Raw genomic sequence first — 20,437 nt, 5'->3', positions numbered from 1 at the left:
TCTTAAATTATAAAGCATATTGCTTTTCTTGTAACTTTTCGATCTGTTCTATTAATCGAGTAAGATAACGAATCTTGTAGATTTGATTTAGGGCGGATTGCCAATCTTGTTGCGATATATTGTTCAACAATTGATTATAAATATCTTTTTTGCGGCCTGATATTTCAGACCCAAAGCTATCTAATAGTTCAAAGTTTGACTGACTTTCAATATCATCTAGCTTTTCACGCAAAACAAATTGCTCCATTAAAAAATCTGCATCATGAATAATATGTTGTTCCGTTGCCACATCAAAGCCTTGCAAAGATAGGAAATATTCAGCTGCTTTTATAGGATTTTTTAATACTTGATAAGCATCATTAATCATGGCTGATTTTTGAATAATCGCCATTTTTTCACTATCCGATGCCGTTGCAAAATTATCAGGGTGATACTGTCTTTGTAATTGCTGATATTGTAATGTTAACTGCTGCGTATCGACAGGTAATTGAATAGGTAGATGAAATAACTCAAAATAATTATTCACGCTTGATACCTCAGTTAAACATTAAAGCTTTCGCCACAACCACACTCATTATGCGCATTAGGATTATTGAATTTAAAACCTTCATTTAATCCTTCTTTAACAAAATCAAGTTCAGTGCCATCAATATAGACTAAGCTTTTTTTATCCACGATAACTTTGACATTTTTGTCTTCAAATACACTATCATCATCATTAATCGTATCAGCAAACTCTAAAACATAAGCCATACCCGAACAACCAGATGTTTTAACGCCTAATCTTAGACCGATGCCTTTTCCACGATTAGTTAAAAAAGCTTGAACACGATCAGCGGCACTTGTGGTTAATGTAATAGCCATTAACTTTGCCCTTTTTTAGTCTTATAGTCATCAATTGCCGCTTTGATTGCATCTTCAGCTAAAATTGAACAGTGAATTTTAACTGGCGGTAAAGCGAGTTCTTTAGCAATATCCGTATTTTTTATTGCTTGTGCTTCATCTAAAGATTTACCTTTAATCCATTCGGTAACTAACGAACTTGAAGCAATTGCGCTACCACAGCCATAAGTTTTAAATTTCGCATCTTCAATAATGCCATCATCATTCACTTTAATTTGAAGTCGCATGACATCGCCACAGGCTGGTGCACCAACCATACCACTACCAACATTCGGATCGTTTTGATCGAACGACCCGACATTGCGAGGGTTTTCGTAATGATCGACTACTTTTTCACTGTATGCCATAATTTACTCCTAATTTTAATGGGCTGACCATTTTATTTTTGATAAATCAACACCATCTTTAAACATTTCCCAAAGTGGAGATAAGTTTCTTAATTTATCAATAGAGTTTTTGATTAACTCAATGACATAATCCACTTCTTCTTCAGTACTAAATCGACCTAGTGAAAAACGGATAGAGCTATGTGCTAATTCATCATTGAGGCCTAGTGCCCGCAATACATAAGAAGGTTCTAAACTCGCTGACGTACAGGCAGAGCCAGAAGATACAGCCAAATCTTTTAATGCCATCATTAACGATTCACCTTCAATATAAGCAAAACTGACATTTAAAATATTTGGTGCACTGTGTTCTAAAGATCCATTTAGATAAACTTCTTCTATATCTTTTAAACCATTCCATAACCGATTTTTGAGTGCCAATAGACGTGGCATTTCAGTAGCCATTTCTTCTTTTGCTATCCGATATGCTTCACCCATACCAACAATTTGGTGCACAGGTAGCGTTCCAGAGCGCATGCCTCGTTCATGACCACCACCATGCATTTGGGCTTCGATACGAACACGTGGTTTACGTCTTACATACAGCCCACCGATACCTTTTGGACCATAGATTTTATGACCTGAAAAAGACATCAAGTCTACTTTCAATTTGGTTACATCAATCGGTAATTTACCAACAGCTTGGGTTGCATCCACGTGGAAAACAATGCCTCTTTCACGACACATTTCACCAATTTTTTCGATATCTTGTATGACGCCTGTCTCATTATTGACATGCATGATAGACACCACTGTCGTATCACTACGCATTGCTGCTGCGAGTTTGTTTAAATCTAATATTCCATCAGATTCAGGTGCTAAATACGTTACTTCATAACCTTCTCGTTCTAGTTGGCGACAAGTATCAAGCACGGCTTTATGTTCAGTTTTACACGTAATAATATGTTTACCTTTAGCCTGATTAAAGTGTGCTGCACCTTTAATGGCTAGATTGTCCGCTTCAGTCGCGCCAGAAGTAAAAACAATTTCTCGTGAATCGGCACCGATAAGATCGGCTATTTGATTTCGTGCAATATCAACCGCTTCTTCTGCTTGCCAACCAAATTTATGTGAACGAGATGCGGGATTACCAAAAACGCCGTCTAGAGTTAAATACTGCATCATTTTTTCAGCAACTCTAGGATCTACTGGCGTAGTTGCAGCATAATCCATATAAATAGGTAGTTTCATTAATGACTCCTAATGACAAATTCTGTATTCAATTTATTAATTAATGCTGGTGTGTTTGATATTGCTTTGTCTACTAGCAACAGCTTTGACTTCTTTATTATTAACTAATTCACTTAATGTAATACTTGTTAAAAAGTCATCAATTCGTTCACTTAAGTCATTCCATAACGTATGAGTTAAACATCTAACACCACCTTGACATCCGTCGAGACCATGGCACTTTGTTGCGTGTACAGTTTCATCAACTGCTTTAACAATAGAACTGATAGCTATTTGATCCATACTACGACTAAGTACATAACCACCACCAGGACCTCGAACACTTGAGACTAATCCATTTTTCCGTAAACGGGCAAACAGTTGTTCAAGATAAGAAAGTGAGATTTCTTGACGTTCTGAAATATCAGCAAGAGATACGGGGCCTGAATTGGAATGTAACGCCACATCCAACATTGCAGTTACTGCATATCTTCCTTTTGATGTCAATTTCATTAATCATGCTCCTCTATATATTAGAGGTATTGTATATATCCGTTTATTTTAGTCAAGTATTTAGTTGACTATTTTAGTGGGAATTATTTTATTATTTTTTATTGACCTATTCTATCAGAGAGGTTATTACTCAAAAAAGTTCATCATCGACGAATTATACTGAAATATGATAATCTAATAAGCAACTAGTTATAGGAGCAAAGGGATGAAATCATTAGCACGTTATATTTTGATAGTAGGATTACTTTTTACTAACCATGTAATTGCAATTACTACTCAACAGGATTTGAGAGATAAATATAAAAAATGGCTAAATTCCTATCAATCGTTAAATTTTGATGAACAATCTGCATTACTTAATTCGTTGGAAGATTATCCTCTATATCCCTATGCAGCAGTACAATATTTTCAAAAAAATATTAAATCAATTTCACCTCAAGCAGTCCGTGAATTTGTTAACCATTATAATGATTTTCCTTTAACGGCTTCATTATCTCAATCTTTTTTAGCTGAGTTAACTAATCGTCAAGATTGGAACGCAATTATCCATTTTCCAATCGATAACTCAACATCATCAAATTGTCGCTATCAATATGCTTTATTAAAACAAGGAAAGACCCAATCTGTTTTTGATACAGTCGAATCATTATGGCTTACAGGTAATGAATTACCTTCTGCATGTGATCCATTACTCAATGAATGGACTAAAGCAGGAAAACAAACCGCTAATTTGATTTTATTACGCATTGAACTGGCTATTAAGGCTAACAATTTAAAACTAGCACGTTATCTAACAAACCTCCTAAATGCCGACTATAAAACAACTAAAAATAATTTGAATGCGCTAATTGATGACCCGAAAAAATTGGAAGATTTTTCAAAAAATATTAAAAGAAGTAATTTTACTAAAAACATTGTTTTAGCTTCTTTTCCCCGTTTAGTTAAAGCAGATATGAATTTTGCTCAACTGTTGTTACCTAAACTTGAAAAACAACAACATTTTAGTGAAGTCGAACTCATTGCATTACAAAAGTATTTAGCAAATAGGTTTTTTAGTGATTCTGCGACAAATGAACAAATAAAATGGCGTGATGATTATATTGCCAAATATCATGACACCTCATTAGTTGAAAAACGCATTCGTTTTGCGATTGATGAAAATAATTTTAAAGAAATTGCCTATTGGTTATCAAAATTAACGTCAGAAGATAAATTAAAAGAGGAGTGGCAATATTGGCAAGCACGCGTATATTTAAACAATAAGAAAAAAAATGAAGCTAATGCTATTTTCAAAAAATTATCTGCTAATCGTGGCTTTTATGGTATGGTCAGCGCTCAAATGCTTAATCAACCCTATTCTCTTAATAACCAATCAACTAAAAGTTCAAAATCAGAAATTTCTAAATTAAAAACAAAATATGATAATCTGCCTGTTATAAAACGTATCAATGAACTACGTTTTTGGAAAATGTTATCAGAATCAAGCCGTGAATGGCGATATATGTTAAATAATATAAATGAATCAGATAATTACCTAGATTTAGCCAAATATGCTTTTCAAAAAGGCTGGGGAGACTTAAGTATTCAAGCAACTATTTCTGGAAAGCTTTGGAATAACTGGACAGAACGTCTACCAATCATGTATAAAGAAATATATGTTAATGCGCTAAAAGGAAAAGCAATACCACTTTCTTATGCCTTAGCAATTTCACGTCAAGAAAGTGCAATGGATACGCGTGTACAATCACCTGCTGGAGCAAAAGGTCTAATGCAATTAATGCCTGCTACAGCCAAAGAAACGTCCAAAAAAGTCAGTTCAGTTAGTTATTATTCTTCAAATCAATTATTTGAACCTATAACTAATATTGAACTCGGAACATATTTTCTCAATAATGTTTATCAACAAAATGGTAATAACCGTATTTTAGCTTCAGCCGCTTACAATGCAGGCCCGAATCGAGTTAAAAATTGGCTTAAAAATAGTAATGGAAAACTTGATGCAGTAGCTTTTATTGATAGCATTCCTTTTACTGAAACACGTAACTATGTTAAAAATGTTTTGGTTTATGATTATATTTTTCAAAATATATTAGGTCAAAAAAATCATAATATTCTTACTTCTAATGAGATTAACAGAAAATATTAATGGTGAGCATGATGAAAACTCAAGAATGGAAACAAACGGTAGAATTATTACATCAAGCATTTAAAGATGGCTATTCCCTTGATATATTTAAATTGCTCTTAACAGTAGACGAACGTGATGCTTTAATAACTCGGGTTAAGATAATTCATTCATTACTTGACGGTTCAATTAATCAAAGACAACTTAAAGAACAATTAGGTATTGGAATTGCAACTGTGACACGAGGTTCAAATAGCTTAAAAGAAGCATCTCCAAAATTTAAAACATGGTTAGAAAAAACATTATTAAAATAGCAATAGCTTTATTTTATTATAAATTAGTTGCATGTTTTGTTTCGGTTAAGATTTGAAATGGCTACGAATTTTGCTTCATAAGAACATCATTTTCTGTAGCAACAGGGACGCAATAATCACATTCCATTCGTTGAATATCCTTAGCAGTTTCAACCGTATTTTTATCTCGGTTATGGTGAATTTCGATTAAACATCCAGAACGTAAATGAACTTTTAAAGCAGGCATCGCAGCTAAATGAACTTGAGAAATAAAATCTTTAAAATTTTCTGGTCTTCCAATATATTTAAAACAAAGATACAAACCACCATCACTAACAAATTGTTCTATATATTCGAGTTGATTATTGTGTTCTAACGCTATGGTGTAGAGTAATTCTTGTTCATTAGCATTTTCTTTGCTTTTCAAGATTCGGTTAAAGGCATAAATCTTATCTGGCAAAATTTCATTTTTGTGAGTATAGCGGGAAAGATAATTATGAAAAAATTGACTGCGTAATTTATTTTCTTCCTCTAATAATTTACTTAAATTACAGTTATTCTTATAAGTAATACCCCAAAATGTCTGTTTTGGCATATTAACAAATGTAGGTTCAGGAAGTGTAAGCTGGGTTTTATTAAGCTCGATTGCAGGTGTCAATCCAGTTGGGTCCCAAAATTCAGCACGTCGGTAACTTGCTGGGGTTTCATTGAACTGTTTTTTAAAAGAACGGGTAAATGTTTGCTGAGAATCAAAACGATATTGCATGGCAATATCTAAAATCGGCTTACTCGTCATTCGTAAAGAAAGTGCAGCATAAGTTAACCTACGATGACGAATGTAAGTACCAAGTACCTGACCGGTTACCTCTTTAAACATACGTTGTAAATGCCACTTTGAATAACCTGATTTTTGAGCAACATGATCAATAGACAAAGGCTGCTCCAGATTTTTTTCAATCCAAACGATAAGATCTGAAATAATGCTGACTTGATTCATAAAACCCCATCATAAAGTGAACTGGCAGACATCATGCGATTATGACTTAATCTTAGCAATAAGCAAGATTTAAATCCAAATTATTTAGTTTTTCTTAACAAAAAGAGTGTGTTCCTGCTTGATGCTCAGTCACATCTTTAACGCCTGCTAATTCAGGAAATTCCATTAATAATTGTTTTTCAATTCCTTCTTTCAACGTATAATCAACCATTGAACAACCATTACATCCACCTCCAAATTGAAGTACAACATAATTGTCTTCCGTTAGTTCAATTAAACTTACCATCCCGCCATGACTGGCAAGTTGAGGATTAATTTGAGTTTGGATCGTATAATTAACGCGTTCAATTAAAGGTGCATCATCGCTGACTTTTCTCATTTTGGAATTTGGCGCTTTTAACGTCAATTGTGCCCCCAATTCATCAGTAACATAATCGATAACGGTTTCTTCTAAAAATGGTGCACTCATTTCATCAATGTATACCGAAAAATCTGCAAACTTTTCTTCTATATCACTATCTTCTACAGTATCAGCAGGACAATAGGAAACACCACACTCTGCACTTGGCGTACCAGGATTCATGACAAAGACACGAATTTGTGTATCTTGTGGTTGATTAGCTAGTAGTTTTTTGAAATGTTGCTGAGCTGATTCAGAAATAGTAATAATAGACATAACCCCTCACTTTTGATGCAATTAGGTAATAAACTACCTAATTGATTTGTTATAATAGTTGACCAACTATGTTGGTTATTATAGGGACTGTTTACAATTTTACAATACTGTTCGACATAAACAAATAACTTGAATATAGGTTGCCCCACATTTTTTTAGTTGCTGACTAATTGCATTAATCGTATTTCCCGTCGTTACAATATCATCGATGAGCAACACCGATTTATTTGAAAGATTTTGTCGACACAAATAAAGTGTTTCAACATTTTTAACACGATCTTTTAGTGACAAAGTTTTTTGATCTATAGCTCGTTGTCTTCGAACAAGTAAATAAGGAACAAAATCGCGATTAATCCATTTTGCAATTGGTTTTGCTAATAATTCTGCTTGATTAAATCCTCGAGACCAATACCGAACATGATGTAACGGAACACAGGTAACCAAATCAGGAATAATAATACCTTCTGATAATCGCCTTTTGTACCATGCCAAAAACATTAACCTTGCCAAAGCTAAAGCTAATTCTGCCTTTCGATAAAATTTAAGCTTATGAATTAATTTTTTCAACGGATTAATATATTCGCTAGTTGAAATTAGCATATCCCAATTTGGTTTATGTTCAATGCATCGATAACAGCGCTCTGTTGTAAGTGAATGAGGTAAACTACACTGATGACATACCTTATTTTGCTGTGGTAAATTTTTTATACATTGACTGCAAACGCCATGAGTTGCCAGATATAATGGCATATTACATAATAAACAACGCATAATTTCTCAATCCCTAAACAAAAGTTATAATCTAATGAATAAAATTTAATGTTTACTTGATAAATAATTAAAGATAAATTCAGATAATTACCTTTTAAAACAATATTATTTAGCTATATAGATCGGTAATGATTCCAACAACCCAAAATGTCATTTAAACTCATTAACATTATATTGTTTAATGTTTTGATTAATATTAAATAAACAAAACTGCGATCGACACCCCAGAAATTTTACGAATTTTGCATAATTACTATTTAAATTAATTTAATATTCGGTATAATCAGCACACAAATGGATTAAGGAATGAATATAATGAAAAAAATCATTACGTTACTTACAGCAGTGTTTCTATCTTCACTATCTTTTATTGCTTTAGCAGATACAAAAGTTTTATTACAAACAAGTATGGGAGATATTGAGCTTGAATTAGACAACGAACATGCACCAATAACTTCTAAAAATTTTCTTGATTATGTCAACAAAGGTTTTTATGAAAATCTTATATTCCATCGAGTCATACCTGGTTTTATGATTCAAGGGGGTGGATTCAATAATCAATTAAAACTTAAAGAAACTAATGCTCCTATCAAAAATGAAGCCAATAATGGATTAAAAAACGATCGAGGCACGATAGCAATGGCAAGAACAAACGTCATTGACAGCGCGACGAGTCAATTTTTTATTAACGTAGTCGATAACAATTTTCTTAATCATGATCCATCCGGAGATTATGGTTATGCTGTGTTTGGCAAAGTGATAAAAGGAATGGATATTGTAGATAAAATTGTAAATGTGCCCACTAAGCGAATGGGACCTTATCAAGATGTTCCTGTTGAACCAATCTATATCAAAAAAGCTATCGTAATGGTTGAATCAGAATAAAAATTTACAGCTAATCACTAAACTGCCTAAATCTTATAGGCAGTTTAACCAAACTACCATGACTATTTGCTATAATTTTCACATCCTTCTTTTGTTCCAAGGTCGCAAGCTTGTTTAAAGTACTTATCTGCTAATGACCTATCTTCTTCAACTCCTTCACCATAATAGTACATAGCACCAAGATTATTCAACGCATCGGGATCATTTTGATCAGCTGCTTTTTGATACCAATATATCGCTTTTTTCTTATCCTGTTCAACGCCTTCTCCCTCATCATACATAAGGGCTAAATTGAACTGTGCATCAACATCACCTTGTTCTGCTGCCTTTTGATACCAATAAGCGGCTTTCTTTTTATATTCATCACCCTTATCGCTCTTATCATACAAAACAGCCAAATTATATTGTGCATCAACTAAACCTTGTTCAGCTTCTTCATTACAAATTTCAATAATTTCTTCATATTCCTCTTGTTCATTAGGTACATGACATTGAATTGCATAGATAGATGATGAATATAAAGAGGTTAATACAATAAATAATAACTTTTTCATAATTTTCCTATCTTATTCAAAAAAATAAACATCTATTTTTTTGTATTTTATGAATATTAGTCATAAAAGTATTTAGGAAAATTATTAAGAATTATTAAACTTATTTATTTGAATTAATGGATATTATTATTTAATAACAATCCATCATTGAGTTGTTTACGAACATATAAACTAATTAATATAACTTCTTTTTTTATTAATTTTTATGATACTCTTTTTAATTATCTAATCTGTTTCAGTTAGATGATTTATCTTAATTATTATTCGAATTTTAAACACATTTACTTAAACTTCGACAAATAAATCACCCCTGAAACAAATATTAATCTTATTTCAATTTACTTAATAAGTTAGCGATAGTTCTTACCCCAACACCTGTTGCTCCCGTTGCCCATAATGCAGTTGCACTTTTACGGAAAGTGGCTGAGCAATCGATATGTAACCAGTTTTGCTGATAATTTTTAATAAAATGTGATAAAAATGCCGCTGCAGTACTTGCCCCTGCTGTGTTAGGTAATCCAGAATTGGACATGTCTGCAAAGGATGAAGGAAATTGAGAGCGATGAAATTCGGCTAACGGTAAACGCCAAAATGCTTCATGCTCAATATCGCTACTTGCCAATAACAATTGAGCAAATTTATCATCAAATGAAAGTAGTGATTGATAATCATTACCCACCGCAATTTTAGCTGCACCCGTCAATGTTGCACAATCGATAATATAATGTGGTTTATCATTATCGGCACAAATTAACCCATCGGCTAACACTAAACGACCTTCAGCATCGGTATTATCAATTTCAACTGTTTTACCATTACGATAACAAATAATATCCCCGAGTTTAAAAGCGCTACCACTCACTAAGTTATCTGCACAACATAGATAAAGTTTAATACGGTGATTTATGCCTCGTGCAATAGCAAGCGCTAATGCACCAGCGACTAGCGCTGCTCCGCCCATATCTGAGCGCATCGACTCCATAAAACTACTTGGTTTTAAACTATAACCACCAGAATCAAATGTGATCCCTTTACCCACTAAACAAGCAGTAATCGGTGTTGTTGGATTTTTACCCGGATTATAATCAAGTTCAAGTAGCGCTGCCGGTCTATCTGAGCCTTTGCCAACAGTATAGATCCCCATATAATCATGCTCTTTTAATGCTTCGCCTGAAATAATTTTGTATGTTACGTCTGTCGAATATTGACTGATGAGTTTGGCACTTTGCGTAGCTAATTCAAGTGGGCTCAATGTTTCCGCTTGCTGGTTAACAATATCTCGACACCAATCAATAATGGTCAGACGATGTGTTAATTCTGCTTTATCTTTCCTATCCAGCTTTGCCCAAGTGACTTTATTGTTGTTTTTTGCATTACGATAACCCAACCAAAAATGCCAACAAGCTTCTAAATCCCATCCTTGACCACTAAGTTTAACCGATTTAATACCTTGATTATCGAGTTTACGCCCTGCACGTTGAATTGCCCCTAAACGATGCTCAGTTTTATAATGAATGGTAATTGATTCATCTGAAAAACTCAGTAGTGCATCTTTACCCCATTGCGAGGGTGCAGGTTTTTCAGAAAGTAAAATAGATAACATCGACATAAGCAGAACTCCAATTATTGATAAAAATAAAACAATGGCTTAATTCTAATCAGAAACATGCTAATATAGCAAGCAGGTTAAGAATAAATAAGGATTCGTTATGACATCTGCTGTACCAATAAAAAATGGAATTAATTTTCGTGATTTAGGTGGAATTAAAACACAAGATGGACGTCAAATACGTAAAGGAAAATTATATCGTGCAGGTGAATTTTCACGTATTAGCGAACAAGAAAAAGACTTCTTAGCGAATGAATTAAAATTACACTACATTTTAGACTATCGAGATCCGAACGAAATCAATCGTTATCCCGACAATTTATGGCGTCATGCCAACTATATTAATGTACCGGCAAATCCATTAAGTGATGAAGTGACAGCCAGTTTAACCTCAGAAATTGAAGATGATATTTTTACCATTAAAAAAACGTCACCCTTTGATTTTATGATCAAACTTTATCAATTATTACCTTTCAATAATCCTGCTTATCAAAAACTTACTGACATTTTATTAAATGGTAATGGGCAGCCCTTAGTTCAGCATTGTGCTGTCGGCAAGGATAGAACGGGCATTGGTGTCGCTTTAACACTGTTTGCATTAGGCGTGAGTGAAGACGTTGTCATGCAAGACTATCTACTTACCGAACAATTATTAAAAGATTTTCGTGACACTATTCTGAACCAGAATAAAAACCAATTAACGGCAACCGAACTTGAAAATCAAAAAGTGATTTTTGCTGCTAAAGAAGCATACCTAACCGCCGCAATAACGGCAATTAAACAGCGTTATCAGACTATTGATAATTGGTTAGCTCAGGAATATCAATTAGATAATAACAAAAGAAAGGTACTTCAAGATCTTTATCTAATTTAGACAATATTAACGATATAGATAATTAATCTATACATAAATAATAATCACATCAACGATGTTATCGATTGAAATGTGAAGTCATAAAATAGCAATGTGAGGAAATAAAAATGTTAACCGATCAAATGGTCAAAAAGCTTAATGAGCAATTAAATTTAGAGTTTTACTCTTCAAATCTGTACCTACAAATGAGTGCTTGGTGTGATGACCAAAATTTTCCATCTTTCGGAAAGTTTTTAAGAGATCATGCGGGTGAAGAACGCCAACATATGGAGCGTTTATTTGATTATGTTTTAGATTGTGGCTCCTTAGCTTTAATTGGCAAAATTGAAGCCCCTGAATCACAATATCCTTCTTTACTTGAATTATTTAAAGTGGCTTATCAGCACGAACTTAAAATTACCAAAGCAATTAATGCGCTAGTTGATTATGCGTTAACACAGAAAGATTTTTCGACATTTAACTTTTTACAATGGTATGTTTCTGAACAACATGAAGAAGAAAAACTCTTCAAAAGCATTGTCGATAAACTCGAATTGGTCGGTGAAAATAAGCGTGACCTATTCTTTATGGATAAAGATTTTAACAAAACGTTAAGTGAATCAGGTTTATTAACGACCAACGAATAATTAATACAACATGTTAATCTGCTACATTTTTTATGTGGCAGATTAGCGCCTTTAACGTTGTAAGATAAACCTTGTTATTGGCACACTACTATTGACCGCCAAATGGACATCATCAATATGCTGATATTGATAATAAAAATGACTTGCAAAAGGAGCATGAATCAATTGGTGATTAAGGTCAATTTTCACAGATTTCATTTGCCAAACACCTTTCGCATACAGCTTTAAAGCAGACTCTTTTAACGTCCATAATTGCCAAAAAGCCGATAATGTATCGGTTTGCGCTATCATCCATTGATATTCATCATCATCAAAAAAGTTTTCTGCTACTTTTAAATAGTGTTTACGCTGGCGAGCCAGTTCAATATCTAAACCTACTTTACCGTTTAAAGATATCGCGACAGCTACCCTATCTTGGCTATGGCTGATATTAAAATCAGGAAGAGTTCGATCTAAAAAACATGGGCGACTATTTTCACCGATTACGATTGTTGGCAAGGTAGAGCAATGGCAATAGTGATTAAGCAAATCTGCTAATATCGAGCGACAGATTAAAAACTGTTTTTTACGTTGCCCATTCATCTGATTGGCATCGTTGATAATTTGCTCTGATAACAACGCATAATTAATTGTCGCCGTATTTAAATTGGCTAGTTGGACGATTAGCATAATTGAAAAGCCAGTATTCATAAAAATTATTTTTTACTATTTTAACAGCATGCTATGCTAACTGTTATTAAAATTTCTCAGATAGCTAAGGATACATCATGTCATTACAAACCAAATTAGTGAATGCTGGTCGCAAAAAACGCTATACCCAAGGCGCTGTAAATTCGGTAATTCAGCGTGCTTCTTCATTAGTCTTCGACACTGTCGCTGCAAAAAAAGAAGCAACAGAAAATCGAGCCAAAGGGGCACTATTCTATGGGCGCCGAGGCACATTAACCCACTTTTCACTTCAAGATGCCATGATTGAAATTGAAGGCGGAGCCGGATGTTATCTTTATCCATGTGGTGCAGCTGCAATTGCTAATGCCATTTTAGCTTTTGTAAAAACCGGGGATCATATCCTTGTATCCGAAGCCAGCTACGAACCAACTCAAGAATTTTGTAATCATATTTTAAAGGATCTTGGCGTCGAAACCGATTACTTTTCACCTTTAGTTGGTCGCTATATCACTAACCATATTAAACCGAATACCAAAGTCGTATTTTTAGAATCGCCAAGCTCCATTACCATGGAAGTGCATGATGTGCCTGCCATTGTAAAAGCGATTCGCCATGTAAATCCTGATATTATCATTATGATGGATACGACTTGGGCTGCTGGTGTATTATTTAAAGCCTTAGAGCATGATATTGATATCTCAATTCAGGCAGGCACAAAATATTTAATTGGTCATTCTGATGCAATGTTGGGTACCGCAGTTGCTAATGAAAGATGCTGGGATAGACTACGAGAACGCTCTTATTTAATGGGACAAATGTGCGATGCCGATACAGCTTATATGGCAGCACGAGGGTTACGCACCTTAGCTATCAGATTAAAACAACATCATGAAAGTGGATTAAAAATAGCAAAATGGTTGGCTAATCACCCGCAAGTTGCAACAGTGAATCACCCAGCATTAGAAAGTTGCAAAGGACATGAATTTTTTAAGCGTGATTTTACGGGAGCAAGTGGACTATTTTCTTTTATACTTCATGATCGCCTAAGTGATGTTCAACTTTCCGATTTTCTGGATAATTTAACCCATTTTTCTATGGCTTATTCATGGGGCGGATTTGAGTCATTAATTTTAGCCAATCAACCGGAAGAACTAGCTAAAATTAGACCTGTTTCGGGTATTAGTTTTACAGGCACACTCATCCGATTACATATCGGTCTTGAAGACCCTGAAGATTTAATTGCGGATCTTGCTGCTGGTTTAGAAAGAATCAATCAGCATAATCATAAAGCAAATGCACTACAAAGCTTAGTATAATCAGGAAAAACATGGATAACCAAAGTCAACTCATGATTGATCAAACCATCACACAGACCATTTCAACATGTTTAAAAAAACACCGTAAGCTATTGGTAGCTTATAGTGGTGGGGTTGATTCCACTGTATTGTTACATGCACTAGTCAAATTGAAACAGCAACAAGCTGATTTTGCAGTACGAGCCATTTATATTCATCATGGTTTAAGTCAAAATGCAGATAATTGGGCAAGCCATTGCCAACAACAATGCCAACAATGGGAAATCCCTTTTATTATTGAAAAGGTTAAGCTTGATATCTCGGCAGGCAATATTGAAGAACAAGCTCGACATGCTCGTTATCAAGCGATTTATCATCATTTGAAAAGCGATGAAATGCTATGCACAGCACAACATCTTGATGACCAATGCGAAACGTTTTTGTTAGCTTTAAAAAGAGGAAGTGGCCCGTCTGGATTATCAGCCATGCCCGTTGAAAACCAACAACATCTTCGACCGTTACTCACTATTTCACGTAAACAAATAGAAGCGTATGCCAATTGGCATCAATTAACTTGGATAGAAGATGAAAGTAATCAAGATGACCATTATGATCGCAATTTTCTTAGATTAAATGTTTTGCCAATTATTGATCAACGTTGGCCTCAGTTTTCACAAATGGTTGCCCGAAGTGCATCGCTTTGCCAACAACAAGAAGCTTTAATTAACGAGCTGTTACTTAACGATTTTCATCAAGTATTAACCCAGCAAGGTCAGCTACGCTTGTTGCCATTACGCGATTATTCAGAATATAAACGCAATGCCATTTTACGCATGTGGCTACGACATCAACACGTTATGATGCCTAGCCAAAAACAACTAGCACTTATTTGGCAAACCGTTGTTCAAGCAAAGAACGATGCTAATCCGCAATTCGTTTTACACCATAAGCAAATTCGCCGTTATCAAAATTTACTTTATCTATTGCCACTCTATAAAGATACTGAACCACAAGTCATAAATTGGGATCTGACTTCGCCTTTAGTTTTACCTGATCATATCGGTGAGTTACATGCTCTTTATCAAGATGATTTAACGTGTCGTCTACCGAACAGAGACGAACATGTTACCGTACGCTTTCATGCTCAAGGACAGCTTCAAATCGTTAATCGTCAAGGCTCAAGAGCAATCAAGAAACTTTGGCAAGAACACCATATTCCACCTTGGATGCGAACACGCATCCCTTTGATATATTATAATGAACAACTTATTTGTGCTGTCGGCGTGTTTGTGACTGAGCAAGGAAAAGGTTCGCAAATTGATTTTCGTGTCACTTAGGAAATAAGCCACTTGCTCATTATCAATCAGCTATCAAACCATTAAGGGACATTATCCATTGCCCCTTAAGTTAAAGGTTAACAAGCTAATTTTATTTTGTTTCTGCTCTTGGCTTCCAGCGTTTTAGTAATAATGCATTAGTCACCACACTAACACTACTTAAAGCCATAGCAGCGCCAGCAATCATTGGGTTTAAAAAACCAAATGCCGCTAATGGAATACCAATTAAATTATAGAAAAACGCCCAAAATAAGTTTTGTTTGATCTTATTATATGTTCGACGAGAAATATCAATAGCATCAGCGATAAGGTATAAATTACCTCGCATTAAGGTAATACTTGCTGTATGCATTGCCACATCAGTACCTGTTCCCATGGCAATGCCGATATCAGCGGCAGCCAACGCTGGCGCATCATTAATGCCATCCCCTACCATTGCTACTTGATTATTGGTGTTGGTATGGCTCTCTTTTTGCAATTGATATATATAGTTGGCTTTATCTTGGGGTAACACTTCGGCTATCACTTTATCTAAGTTTAATTGTTGACCCACATAATTTGCCGCTTGTTGATTATCACCAGTTAGCATGACAGTATTAACATGCAATTGATGTAATGCATCAATTGCATTTCTCGCTTCAGGTTTAATCACATCAGCAAAGCCAAATAAAGCAAGTATCACGACACTATCTTCAGCTTGTTGTTTAGCCAAAAATGAAATAGTGTACCCTTTACTGGTTAGCTCATCTATTTTATCATCCATGTTTACAAAATAGGCGTTTAACGATTTCATCCAACGCAAACTTCCTAAATAGTATTCGGTGTTATCAATCGTTGCCATGACGCCCGATCCTGTTACTGATGTGATATTTTTCGCATAATCATACTGTTTAGCTTTAGATAACATAGCTTTTGCTAATGGATGTTCACTACCTGCTTGCATCGATGCAGCAAGTGACAAAATCTGATCGGGTGTTTCAGTTCCAACGACATCGATTTCCACCAAGTCAGGTTTACCTTCTGTTAAGGTGCCTGTTTTATCAAATGCGACAGTGTTAACATTATGCAATATTTCTAAAGCTTCAGCATCTTTAATCAAAATACCTTGACGTGCAGCCACACCCGTGCCAACCATAATCGCTGTGGGTGTTGCCAATCCTAAAGCACATGGGCAAGCAATCACCAATACAGCAACGGCATGAAGTAATGCTTGTTGCCAATCATGATAAATAATTCCCCAAGCCAATAAGGTAATCAAAGCAATGATCAAAATGACTGGGACAAAAATTGCGCTGATACGATCGACAATTCGCTGAATAGGTGCTTTTTTAGCCTGTGCAGATTCGACCATTTCAATAATTTTAGACAGTTTTGAATCAGATTGGATAGCGGTAGTTTTGACGATTATCAGTCCTTCACCATTAATGGTACCACCCGTGACCACATCATTAACAGTTTTATTAACTGGAAAGCTTTCCCCTGTTAACATCGATTCATCACTACTGGATGCACCTTCCATAATAATACCATCAACCGGAATACGTTCACCGGGTTTAATCACGACAATATCATTCACTTTAACTTGGCTAATCGGTAAACTAATTTCGTGATCCCCTTGTCTGACTAAAGCGACTTCAGGTCTTAATGCTGAAAGTGCTTCGATCGCTTGTGTGGTTTGATGTTTCGCTCTTGACTCTAACCATTTACCCACTAAGATTAAAGTTATAATTACAACAGATGATTCGAAATAGAGATGATCATAATGCCCTGTAATTAATTGATATAACGATAAACCATAAGCTGCACTGGTACCTATAGCCACTAATAAATCCATATTACCAGTGAAAGCTTTTAAAGCACTAAAACCACTTCGGTAAAATTTAGCACCAAGACCGAATTGAACAATCGAAGCCAGAATAAATTGTAACCATGCAGGCATCATTAAATGGAAACCAAATGGCTCTAATAACATTGGTAAAACAAAAGGAATAGCGAATAAAATGGACACCACAATCGGCCAAAGTGATGCTTGTTTTTCAGTATCTTTTGCATGTGTTTGCTGATCCGTCATTTTCACCGCATGATAACCTGCTTTGTCTACCGCTGACATCAGTGTTGCTAAATTAACATTTGAATTTGCTTTAACGGTTGCTTTTTCAGTCGCTAGATTCACGCTAACATCAATTACTCCATCAACCTTTTTAATCGCCTTTTCAACACGACTAACGCATGATGCGCAGCTCATATCTTCAACATAAAAATTATATTCAACTGTTTTCATTTGACGCATCCTTTGGTGATAGGGTTGTTAAGATTAAAAAACGTTCTCAACAAATTTTTTTGATTACTTAACAAATATTTTAATACTAATTATTCGAATAACAAGAATGCACTTTTTTGATATATACTATCCAAAAAGATACTATTGAGGCATTAAGTGAAAAATCATTTAGTTAAAACTCATAACAACGAGCAAAGCTTGGAATCTGTTATTCACTGTCCGGTTGAAACAACAATCAATATGATTGGAGGTAAATATAAATCATTAATTTTATGGAAACTGATGACAAACAAAACATTAAGATTTTCTCAGTTACGAAAAGAAATTCCTTGCGCCACACCAAAAATGTTAACTCAGCAGTTACGTGAACTCGAATCCAATCAATTAATCAACCGAAAAGTGTTTCCTGTCGTCCCACCAAAAGTAGAATATTCCTTAACAGATTTTGGCAAAAGTATTAAACCTGTATTAGAAGCAATGTATCAATGGGGAAGCCATTGTTTAAATCGCCAAGGACTAAATATCAATTGTACAATGGCAGCAATAGCTGACCAACCTAAACAATAATCACTTTAATACAAGATGCTTTGCATCAATTACTTTTTCTTAGTGATCAAAAAGACAAGCAATAAATAAGAGGAAACAGCGTTATTACAACGCTGTTCATAATAGAAATTAATTACGTAATTTTTCTGGCCAATCGTTTTGAGTAGACACTAATAAATCTTTCACAACTCGTGGATTACCAGCCACAACATTACCAGATACCATATAATTATTACCACCGGCAAAATCGGTAATGACACCACCAGCTTCACGTAAGATGAGTTCACCTGCCGCAATATCCCAAGGTTTTAAACCGATTTCGAAAAATCCATCTAAACGACCTGCTGCCACATAAGCCAAATCTAATGCCGCTGAACCAGTGCGACGAAAATCACCGCATTTAGTAAATAATTTTTGTAAAACTGCAAAATAGCTATCGCTATATTGTTTCGCTTTAAATGGAAATGCGGTTGCCAGTATACTTCCATTTAAATCTTTAGCATTACTGACACGAATACGATAGCCATTTAGCTGAGCACCCTTACCACGTGCAGCAGTATACAATTCATTGCTCATTGGATTATAAACCACTGCCACTTCGGTTTTACCTTTAACTCGAGCAGCGATAGACACAGCAAAATGTGGGATATTCTTAATAAAATTTGTGGTACCATCAATTGGGTCGATTATCCACTGCGTATCGGCATCGCTACCTTTAGCAAGACCACTTTCTTCAGCGATAATAGTGTGATCTGGATACGCTTTTTTAATTGTTTCAATAATTAAAGCTTCAGCAGCACGATCTGCGTTGGTTGCAAAATCGTTAGCACCTTTAGTATCAATTTCGATTGAACTAGGATTTTCATAAGCCTTAATGGCAACATTACCTGCTTTGCGAGCAGCACGAATAGCAATATTAAGCATCGGATGCATAATTTTCTTCCAATTGATGATGTTAAAGAACGGAGTAAATCGGTATGGAATTACCATACTCAATATAACGGATAGTATAAAGCTTTTACCTATTCTTTGCCAGTCTAAGTTGGTATTGAAGGCTAAAACATTTAAATTTAGATTAATTTCTGCTTATAACGAAACAATGTTGCATAGTTTATAGAGTTAATAATAAATTTAGTCTACACTTAGTAGTTATTGATAGCTTCATTTAAATCAATCACACTTAAAATTATCTCACTCTAATTTACAAAGAATTAACATAGAAAATCTAATAATTATTCCAAACCTCTTTTTTTGATTATTAAGCATAAAATAATTGTAGACAAATCAATCTTCTTTACAGTAACATAGTTCAATGTCAATGGAATGTGATTATTGTTAAAATAATATAAGTATTGTTATGGATTCGTTATTAAAGGTTTATTTACCCGTCTCAGTTTTACTCTGTTCTGTCTCACCGTTTCTGTTTGCTACTGAACCGCCTGAAGGGTTAAAAATCCTCAGTGATAATCAGCTTATTCGTCAGCAAGAGCATGATAAAGCCTTGCAGGAAACATTAACGCCTGCCTCGCCAGATATTCGCTTATTACCACCGATTGATAGCTTAGGGGAAATGCAATTCCCGCAGGAGCCTTTATGCTTCAATATTCAAAAAGTTAATTTGGTTGAACGTGATAAGTTAGCCTGGTTTGTTCCTTTAAAAAAATTAGCACAGCAAGCCGAGCAGCGCTGTTTAGGGGCGGAAGGGATTAACCTGTTAATGAGTGCGATTCAAGATCGCTTAATCAGTTATGGTTATATCACAACCCGGGTGGTTGCCCCCGAACAAGACCTGAACGAGGGTGAACTGAAATTATTATTAGTCGAAGGGAAAATTCGTGACGTGCATTATGCCCCTGAGAGTGATAAATATGCACAGTTATACACCGCTATGCCCGCACATGCCGGACAATCGCTGAATTTACGTGAT

General features: G+C 34.9%; 22 protein-coding genes. 9 read left to right on the top strand and 13 right to left on the bottom strand.

Annotated elements, in window-relative coordinates; all coding sequences use genetic code 11:
* Positions 1–7: 7 nt before the first annotated feature.
* Genes hscB through iscR form a run of 5 tightly spaced genes read right to left on the bottom strand, consistent with a single transcriptional unit; the run spans position 8 to position 2,972 of the window.
* Complete coding sequence (gene hscB / locus ACKJXD_RS07325; RefSeq protein WP_220216337.1) at positions 8–526, bottom strand: co-chaperone HscB; 519 nt, start codon at positions 524–526, stop codon at positions 8–10.
* A gap of 14 nt (positions 527–540) precedes the next feature.
* Complete coding sequence (iscA, locus tag ACKJXD_RS07320; protein WP_065558573.1) at positions 541–864, bottom strand: iron-sulfur cluster assembly protein IscA; 324 nt, start codon at positions 862–864, stop codon at positions 541–543.
* The gene (iscU, locus tag ACKJXD_RS07315; protein WP_065558572.1) at positions 864–1,250 is read right to left on the bottom strand and encodes a Fe-S cluster assembly scaffold IscU; all 387 of its coding nucleotides are present in this window, start codon (positions 1,248–1,250) and stop codon (positions 864–866) included. Before iscU ends, iscA begins: the two co-directional genes overlap by 1 nt.
* Positions 1,251–1,265: 15 nt before the next feature.
* A complete protein-coding gene (locus ACKJXD_RS07310; RefSeq protein ID WP_220216336.1) occupies positions 1,266–2,480 on the bottom strand; it encodes an IscS subfamily cysteine desulfurase in 1,215 nt (404 codons plus the stop codon).
* A 36-nt stretch (positions 2,481–2,516) separates the two neighbouring features.
* A complete protein-coding gene (gene iscR / locus ACKJXD_RS07305; RefSeq protein WP_220216335.1) occupies positions 2,517–2,972 on the bottom strand; it encodes a Fe-S cluster assembly transcriptional regulator IscR in 456 nt (151 codons plus the stop codon).
* 205 nt (positions 2,973–3,177) lie between these two features.
* Between iscR and sltY the strand changes: the two genes are divergently transcribed.
* Positions 3,178–5,118, top strand: a complete 1,941-nt coding sequence (gene sltY / locus ACKJXD_RS07300; RefSeq protein ID WP_430875962.1) for a murein transglycosylase — start codon at positions 3,178–3,180, stop codon at positions 5,116–5,118.
* A gap of 8 nt (positions 5,119–5,126) precedes the next feature.
* Entirely contained in the window at positions 5,127–5,411 is a 285-nt protein-coding gene (gene trpR / locus ACKJXD_RS07295) for a trp operon repressor (protein ID WP_430875961.1), read from the top strand.
* Positions 5,412–5,472: 61 nt separating this feature from the next.
* Here the strand turns inward: trpR and robA are convergent, their stop codons facing one another.
* The 3 genes from robA to ACKJXD_RS07280 form a co-directional block, all read right to left on the bottom strand.
* Positions 5,473–6,387 (bottom strand): MDR efflux pump AcrAB transcriptional activator RobA, encoded by a 915-nt coding sequence (gene robA, locus ACKJXD_RS07290; RefSeq protein WP_220216332.1) that lies wholly within the window; start codon positions 6,385–6,387, stop codon positions 5,473–5,475.
* A 94-nt stretch (positions 6,388–6,481) separates the two neighbouring features.
* Complete coding sequence (gene nfuA / locus ACKJXD_RS07285) at positions 6,482–7,057, bottom strand: Fe-S biogenesis protein NfuA (RefSeq protein ID WP_363317392.1); 576 nt, start codon at positions 7,055–7,057, stop codon at positions 6,482–6,484.
* A gap of 105 nt (positions 7,058–7,162) precedes the next feature.
* Positions 7,163–7,834, bottom strand: coding sequence for a phosphoribosyltransferase family protein (locus ACKJXD_RS07280; protein ID WP_430875960.1), 672 nt, complete (start codon positions 7,832–7,834; stop codon positions 7,163–7,165).
* 312 nt (positions 7,835–8,146) lie between these two features.
* Between ACKJXD_RS07280 and ACKJXD_RS07275 the strand changes: the two genes are divergently transcribed.
* The gene (locus ACKJXD_RS07275; RefSeq protein ID WP_220217264.1) at positions 8,147–8,719 is read left to right on the top strand and encodes a peptidylprolyl isomerase; all 573 of its coding nucleotides are present in this window, start codon (positions 8,147–8,149) and stop codon (positions 8,717–8,719) included.
* A gap of 62 nt (positions 8,720–8,781) precedes the next feature.
* On the opposite strand, the gene ACKJXD_RS07270 is transcribed toward ACKJXD_RS07275, so the two are convergent.
* Positions 8,782–9,273, bottom strand: a complete 492-nt coding sequence (locus ACKJXD_RS07270) for a tetratricopeptide repeat protein (protein WP_430875959.1) — start codon at positions 9,271–9,273, stop codon at positions 8,782–8,784.
* Between the two features lie 328 nt (positions 9,274–9,601).
* A complete protein-coding gene (pepB, locus tag ACKJXD_RS07265) occupies positions 9,602–10,888 on the bottom strand; it encodes an aminopeptidase PepB (protein ID WP_363317391.1) in 1,287 nt (428 codons plus the stop codon).
* Positions 10,889–10,982: 94 nt separating this feature from the next.
* On the opposite strand from pepB, the gene ACKJXD_RS07260 reads away from it, so the two are divergent.
* Positions 10,983–11,756, top strand: a complete 774-nt coding sequence (locus ACKJXD_RS07260; RefSeq protein ID WP_220216328.1) for a tyrosine-protein phosphatase — start codon at positions 10,983–10,985, stop codon at positions 11,754–11,756.
* A gap of 107 nt (positions 11,757–11,863) precedes the next feature.
* On the top strand, positions 11,864–12,382 hold the full coding sequence (gene ftnA / locus ACKJXD_RS07255) for a non-heme ferritin (RefSeq protein WP_267358913.1): 519 nt from the start codon (positions 11,864–11,866) through the stop codon (positions 12,380–12,382).
* Positions 12,383–12,433: 51 nt separating this feature from the next.
* Here the strand turns inward: ftnA and ACKJXD_RS07250 are convergent, their stop codons facing one another.
* On the bottom strand, positions 12,434–13,072 hold the full coding sequence (locus tag ACKJXD_RS07250) for a 4'-phosphopantetheinyl transferase family protein (RefSeq protein ID WP_267379640.1): 639 nt from the start codon (positions 13,070–13,072) through the stop codon (positions 12,434–12,436).
* A gap of 77 nt (positions 13,073–13,149) precedes the next feature.
* Between ACKJXD_RS07250 and metC the strand changes: the two genes are divergently transcribed.
* Together metC and tilS are read left to right on the top strand one after the other, a co-directional pair.
* Positions 13,150–14,367: a cystathionine beta-lyase gene (metC, locus tag ACKJXD_RS07245; RefSeq protein WP_430875958.1), complete on the top strand. Its 1,218-nt coding sequence runs from the start codon at positions 13,150–13,152 to the stop codon at positions 14,365–14,367.
* 32 nt (positions 14,368–14,399) lie between these two features.
* Positions 14,400–15,683 (top strand): tRNA lysidine(34) synthetase TilS, encoded by a 1,284-nt coding sequence (tilS, locus tag ACKJXD_RS07240; RefSeq protein WP_430876010.1) that lies wholly within the window; start codon positions 14,400–14,402, stop codon positions 15,681–15,683.
* 91 nt (positions 15,684–15,774) lie between these two features.
* On the opposite strand, the gene ACKJXD_RS07235 is transcribed toward tilS, so the two are convergent.
* On the bottom strand, positions 15,775–17,964 hold the full coding sequence (locus tag ACKJXD_RS07235; RefSeq protein WP_430875957.1) for a heavy metal translocating P-type ATPase: 2,190 nt from the start codon (positions 17,962–17,964) through the stop codon (positions 15,775–15,777).
* A 240-nt stretch (positions 17,965–18,204) separates the two neighbouring features.
* Here ACKJXD_RS07235 and ACKJXD_RS07230 point away from each other — a divergent pair, with 240 nt between their 5' ends.
* A complete protein-coding gene (locus ACKJXD_RS07230) occupies positions 18,205–18,531 on the top strand; it encodes a winged helix-turn-helix transcriptional regulator (RefSeq protein ID WP_081299091.1) in 327 nt (108 codons plus the stop codon).
* A 108-nt stretch (positions 18,532–18,639) separates the two neighbouring features.
* Here the strand turns inward: ACKJXD_RS07230 and suhB are convergent, their stop codons facing one another.
* A complete protein-coding gene (gene suhB, locus ACKJXD_RS07225; protein ID WP_220216323.1) occupies positions 18,640–19,443 on the bottom strand; it encodes an inositol-1-monophosphatase in 804 nt (267 codons plus the stop codon).
* 424 nt (positions 19,444–19,867) lie between these two features.
* On the opposite strand from suhB, the gene ACKJXD_RS07220 reads away from it, so the two are divergent.
* The coding region (locus ACKJXD_RS07220; protein ID WP_430875956.1) for a POTRA domain-containing protein at positions 19,868–20,437 on the top strand (570 nt) is incomplete at its 3' end.

Origin of the sequence: Gilliamella sp. G0441 (genome assembly GCF_050589305.1) — a bacterium.
Classification (GTDB): Bacteria; Pseudomonadota; Gammaproteobacteria; order Enterobacterales; family Orbaceae; genus Gilliamella.
This window is presented reverse-complemented; position numbering and strand designations above follow the sequence as displayed.

What these genes read in the sequence shown, in the direction of transcription:
- iscA (WP_065558573.1), bottom strand. Translation starts at nt 864, where the DNA reads ATGGCTATTACATTAACCACAAGTGCCGCTGATCGTGTTCAAGCTTTT.
- iscU (WP_065558572.1), bottom strand. Translation starts at nt 1,250, where the DNA reads ATGGCATACAGTGAAAAAGTAGTCGATCATTACGAAAACCCTCGCAAT.
- ACKJXD_RS07310 (WP_220216336.1), bottom strand. Translation starts at nt 2,480, where the DNA reads ATGAAACTACCTATTTATATGGATTATGCTGCAACTACGCCAGTAGAT.
- iscR (WP_220216335.1), bottom strand. Translation starts at nt 2,972, where the DNA reads ATGAAATTGACATCAAAAGGAAGATATGCAGTAACTGCAATGTTGGAT.
- sltY (WP_430875962.1), top strand. Translation starts at nt 3,178, where the DNA reads ATGAAATCATTAGCACGTTATATTTTGATAGTAGGATTACTTTTTACT.
- trpR (WP_430875961.1), top strand. Translation starts at nt 5,127, where the DNA reads ATGATGAAAACTCAAGAATGGAAACAAACGGTAGAATTATTACATCAA.
- robA (WP_220216332.1), bottom strand. Translation starts at nt 6,387, where the DNA reads ATGAATCAAGTCAGCATTATTTCAGATCTTATCGTTTGGATTGAAAAA.
- ACKJXD_RS07280 (WP_430875960.1), bottom strand. Translation starts at nt 7,834, where the DNA reads ATGCGTTGTTTATTATGTAATATGCCATTATATCTGGCAACTCATGGC.
- ACKJXD_RS07270 (WP_430875959.1), bottom strand. Translation starts at nt 9,273, where the DNA reads ATGAAAAAGTTATTATTTATTGTATTAACCTCTTTATATTCATCATCT.
- ACKJXD_RS07260 (WP_220216328.1), top strand. Translation starts at nt 10,983, where the DNA reads ATGACATCTGCTGTACCAATAAAAAATGGAATTAATTTTCGTGATTTA.
- ftnA (WP_267358913.1), top strand. Translation starts at nt 11,864, where the DNA reads ATGTTAACCGATCAAATGGTCAAAAAGCTTAATGAGCAATTAAATTTA.
- ACKJXD_RS07250 (WP_267379640.1), bottom strand. Translation starts at nt 13,072, where the DNA reads ATGAATACTGGCTTTTCAATTATGCTAATCGTCCAACTAGCCAATTTA.
- metC (WP_430875958.1), top strand. Translation starts at nt 13,150, where the DNA reads ATGTCATTACAAACCAAATTAGTGAATGCTGGTCGCAAAAAACGCTAT.
- tilS (WP_430876010.1), top strand. Translation starts at nt 14,400, where the DNA reads ATGATTGATCAAACCATCACACAGACCATTTCAACATGTTTAAAAAAA.
- ACKJXD_RS07235 (WP_430875957.1), bottom strand. Translation starts at nt 17,964, where the DNA reads ATGAAAACAGTTGAATATAATTTTTATGTTGAAGATATGAGCTGCGCA.
- ACKJXD_RS07230 (WP_081299091.1), top strand. Translation starts at nt 18,205, where the DNA reads ATGATTGGAGGTAAATATAAATCATTAATTTTATGGAAACTGATGACA.
- suhB (WP_220216323.1), bottom strand. Translation starts at nt 19,443, where the DNA reads ATGCATCCGATGCTTAATATTGCTATTCGTGCTGCTCGCAAAGCAGGT.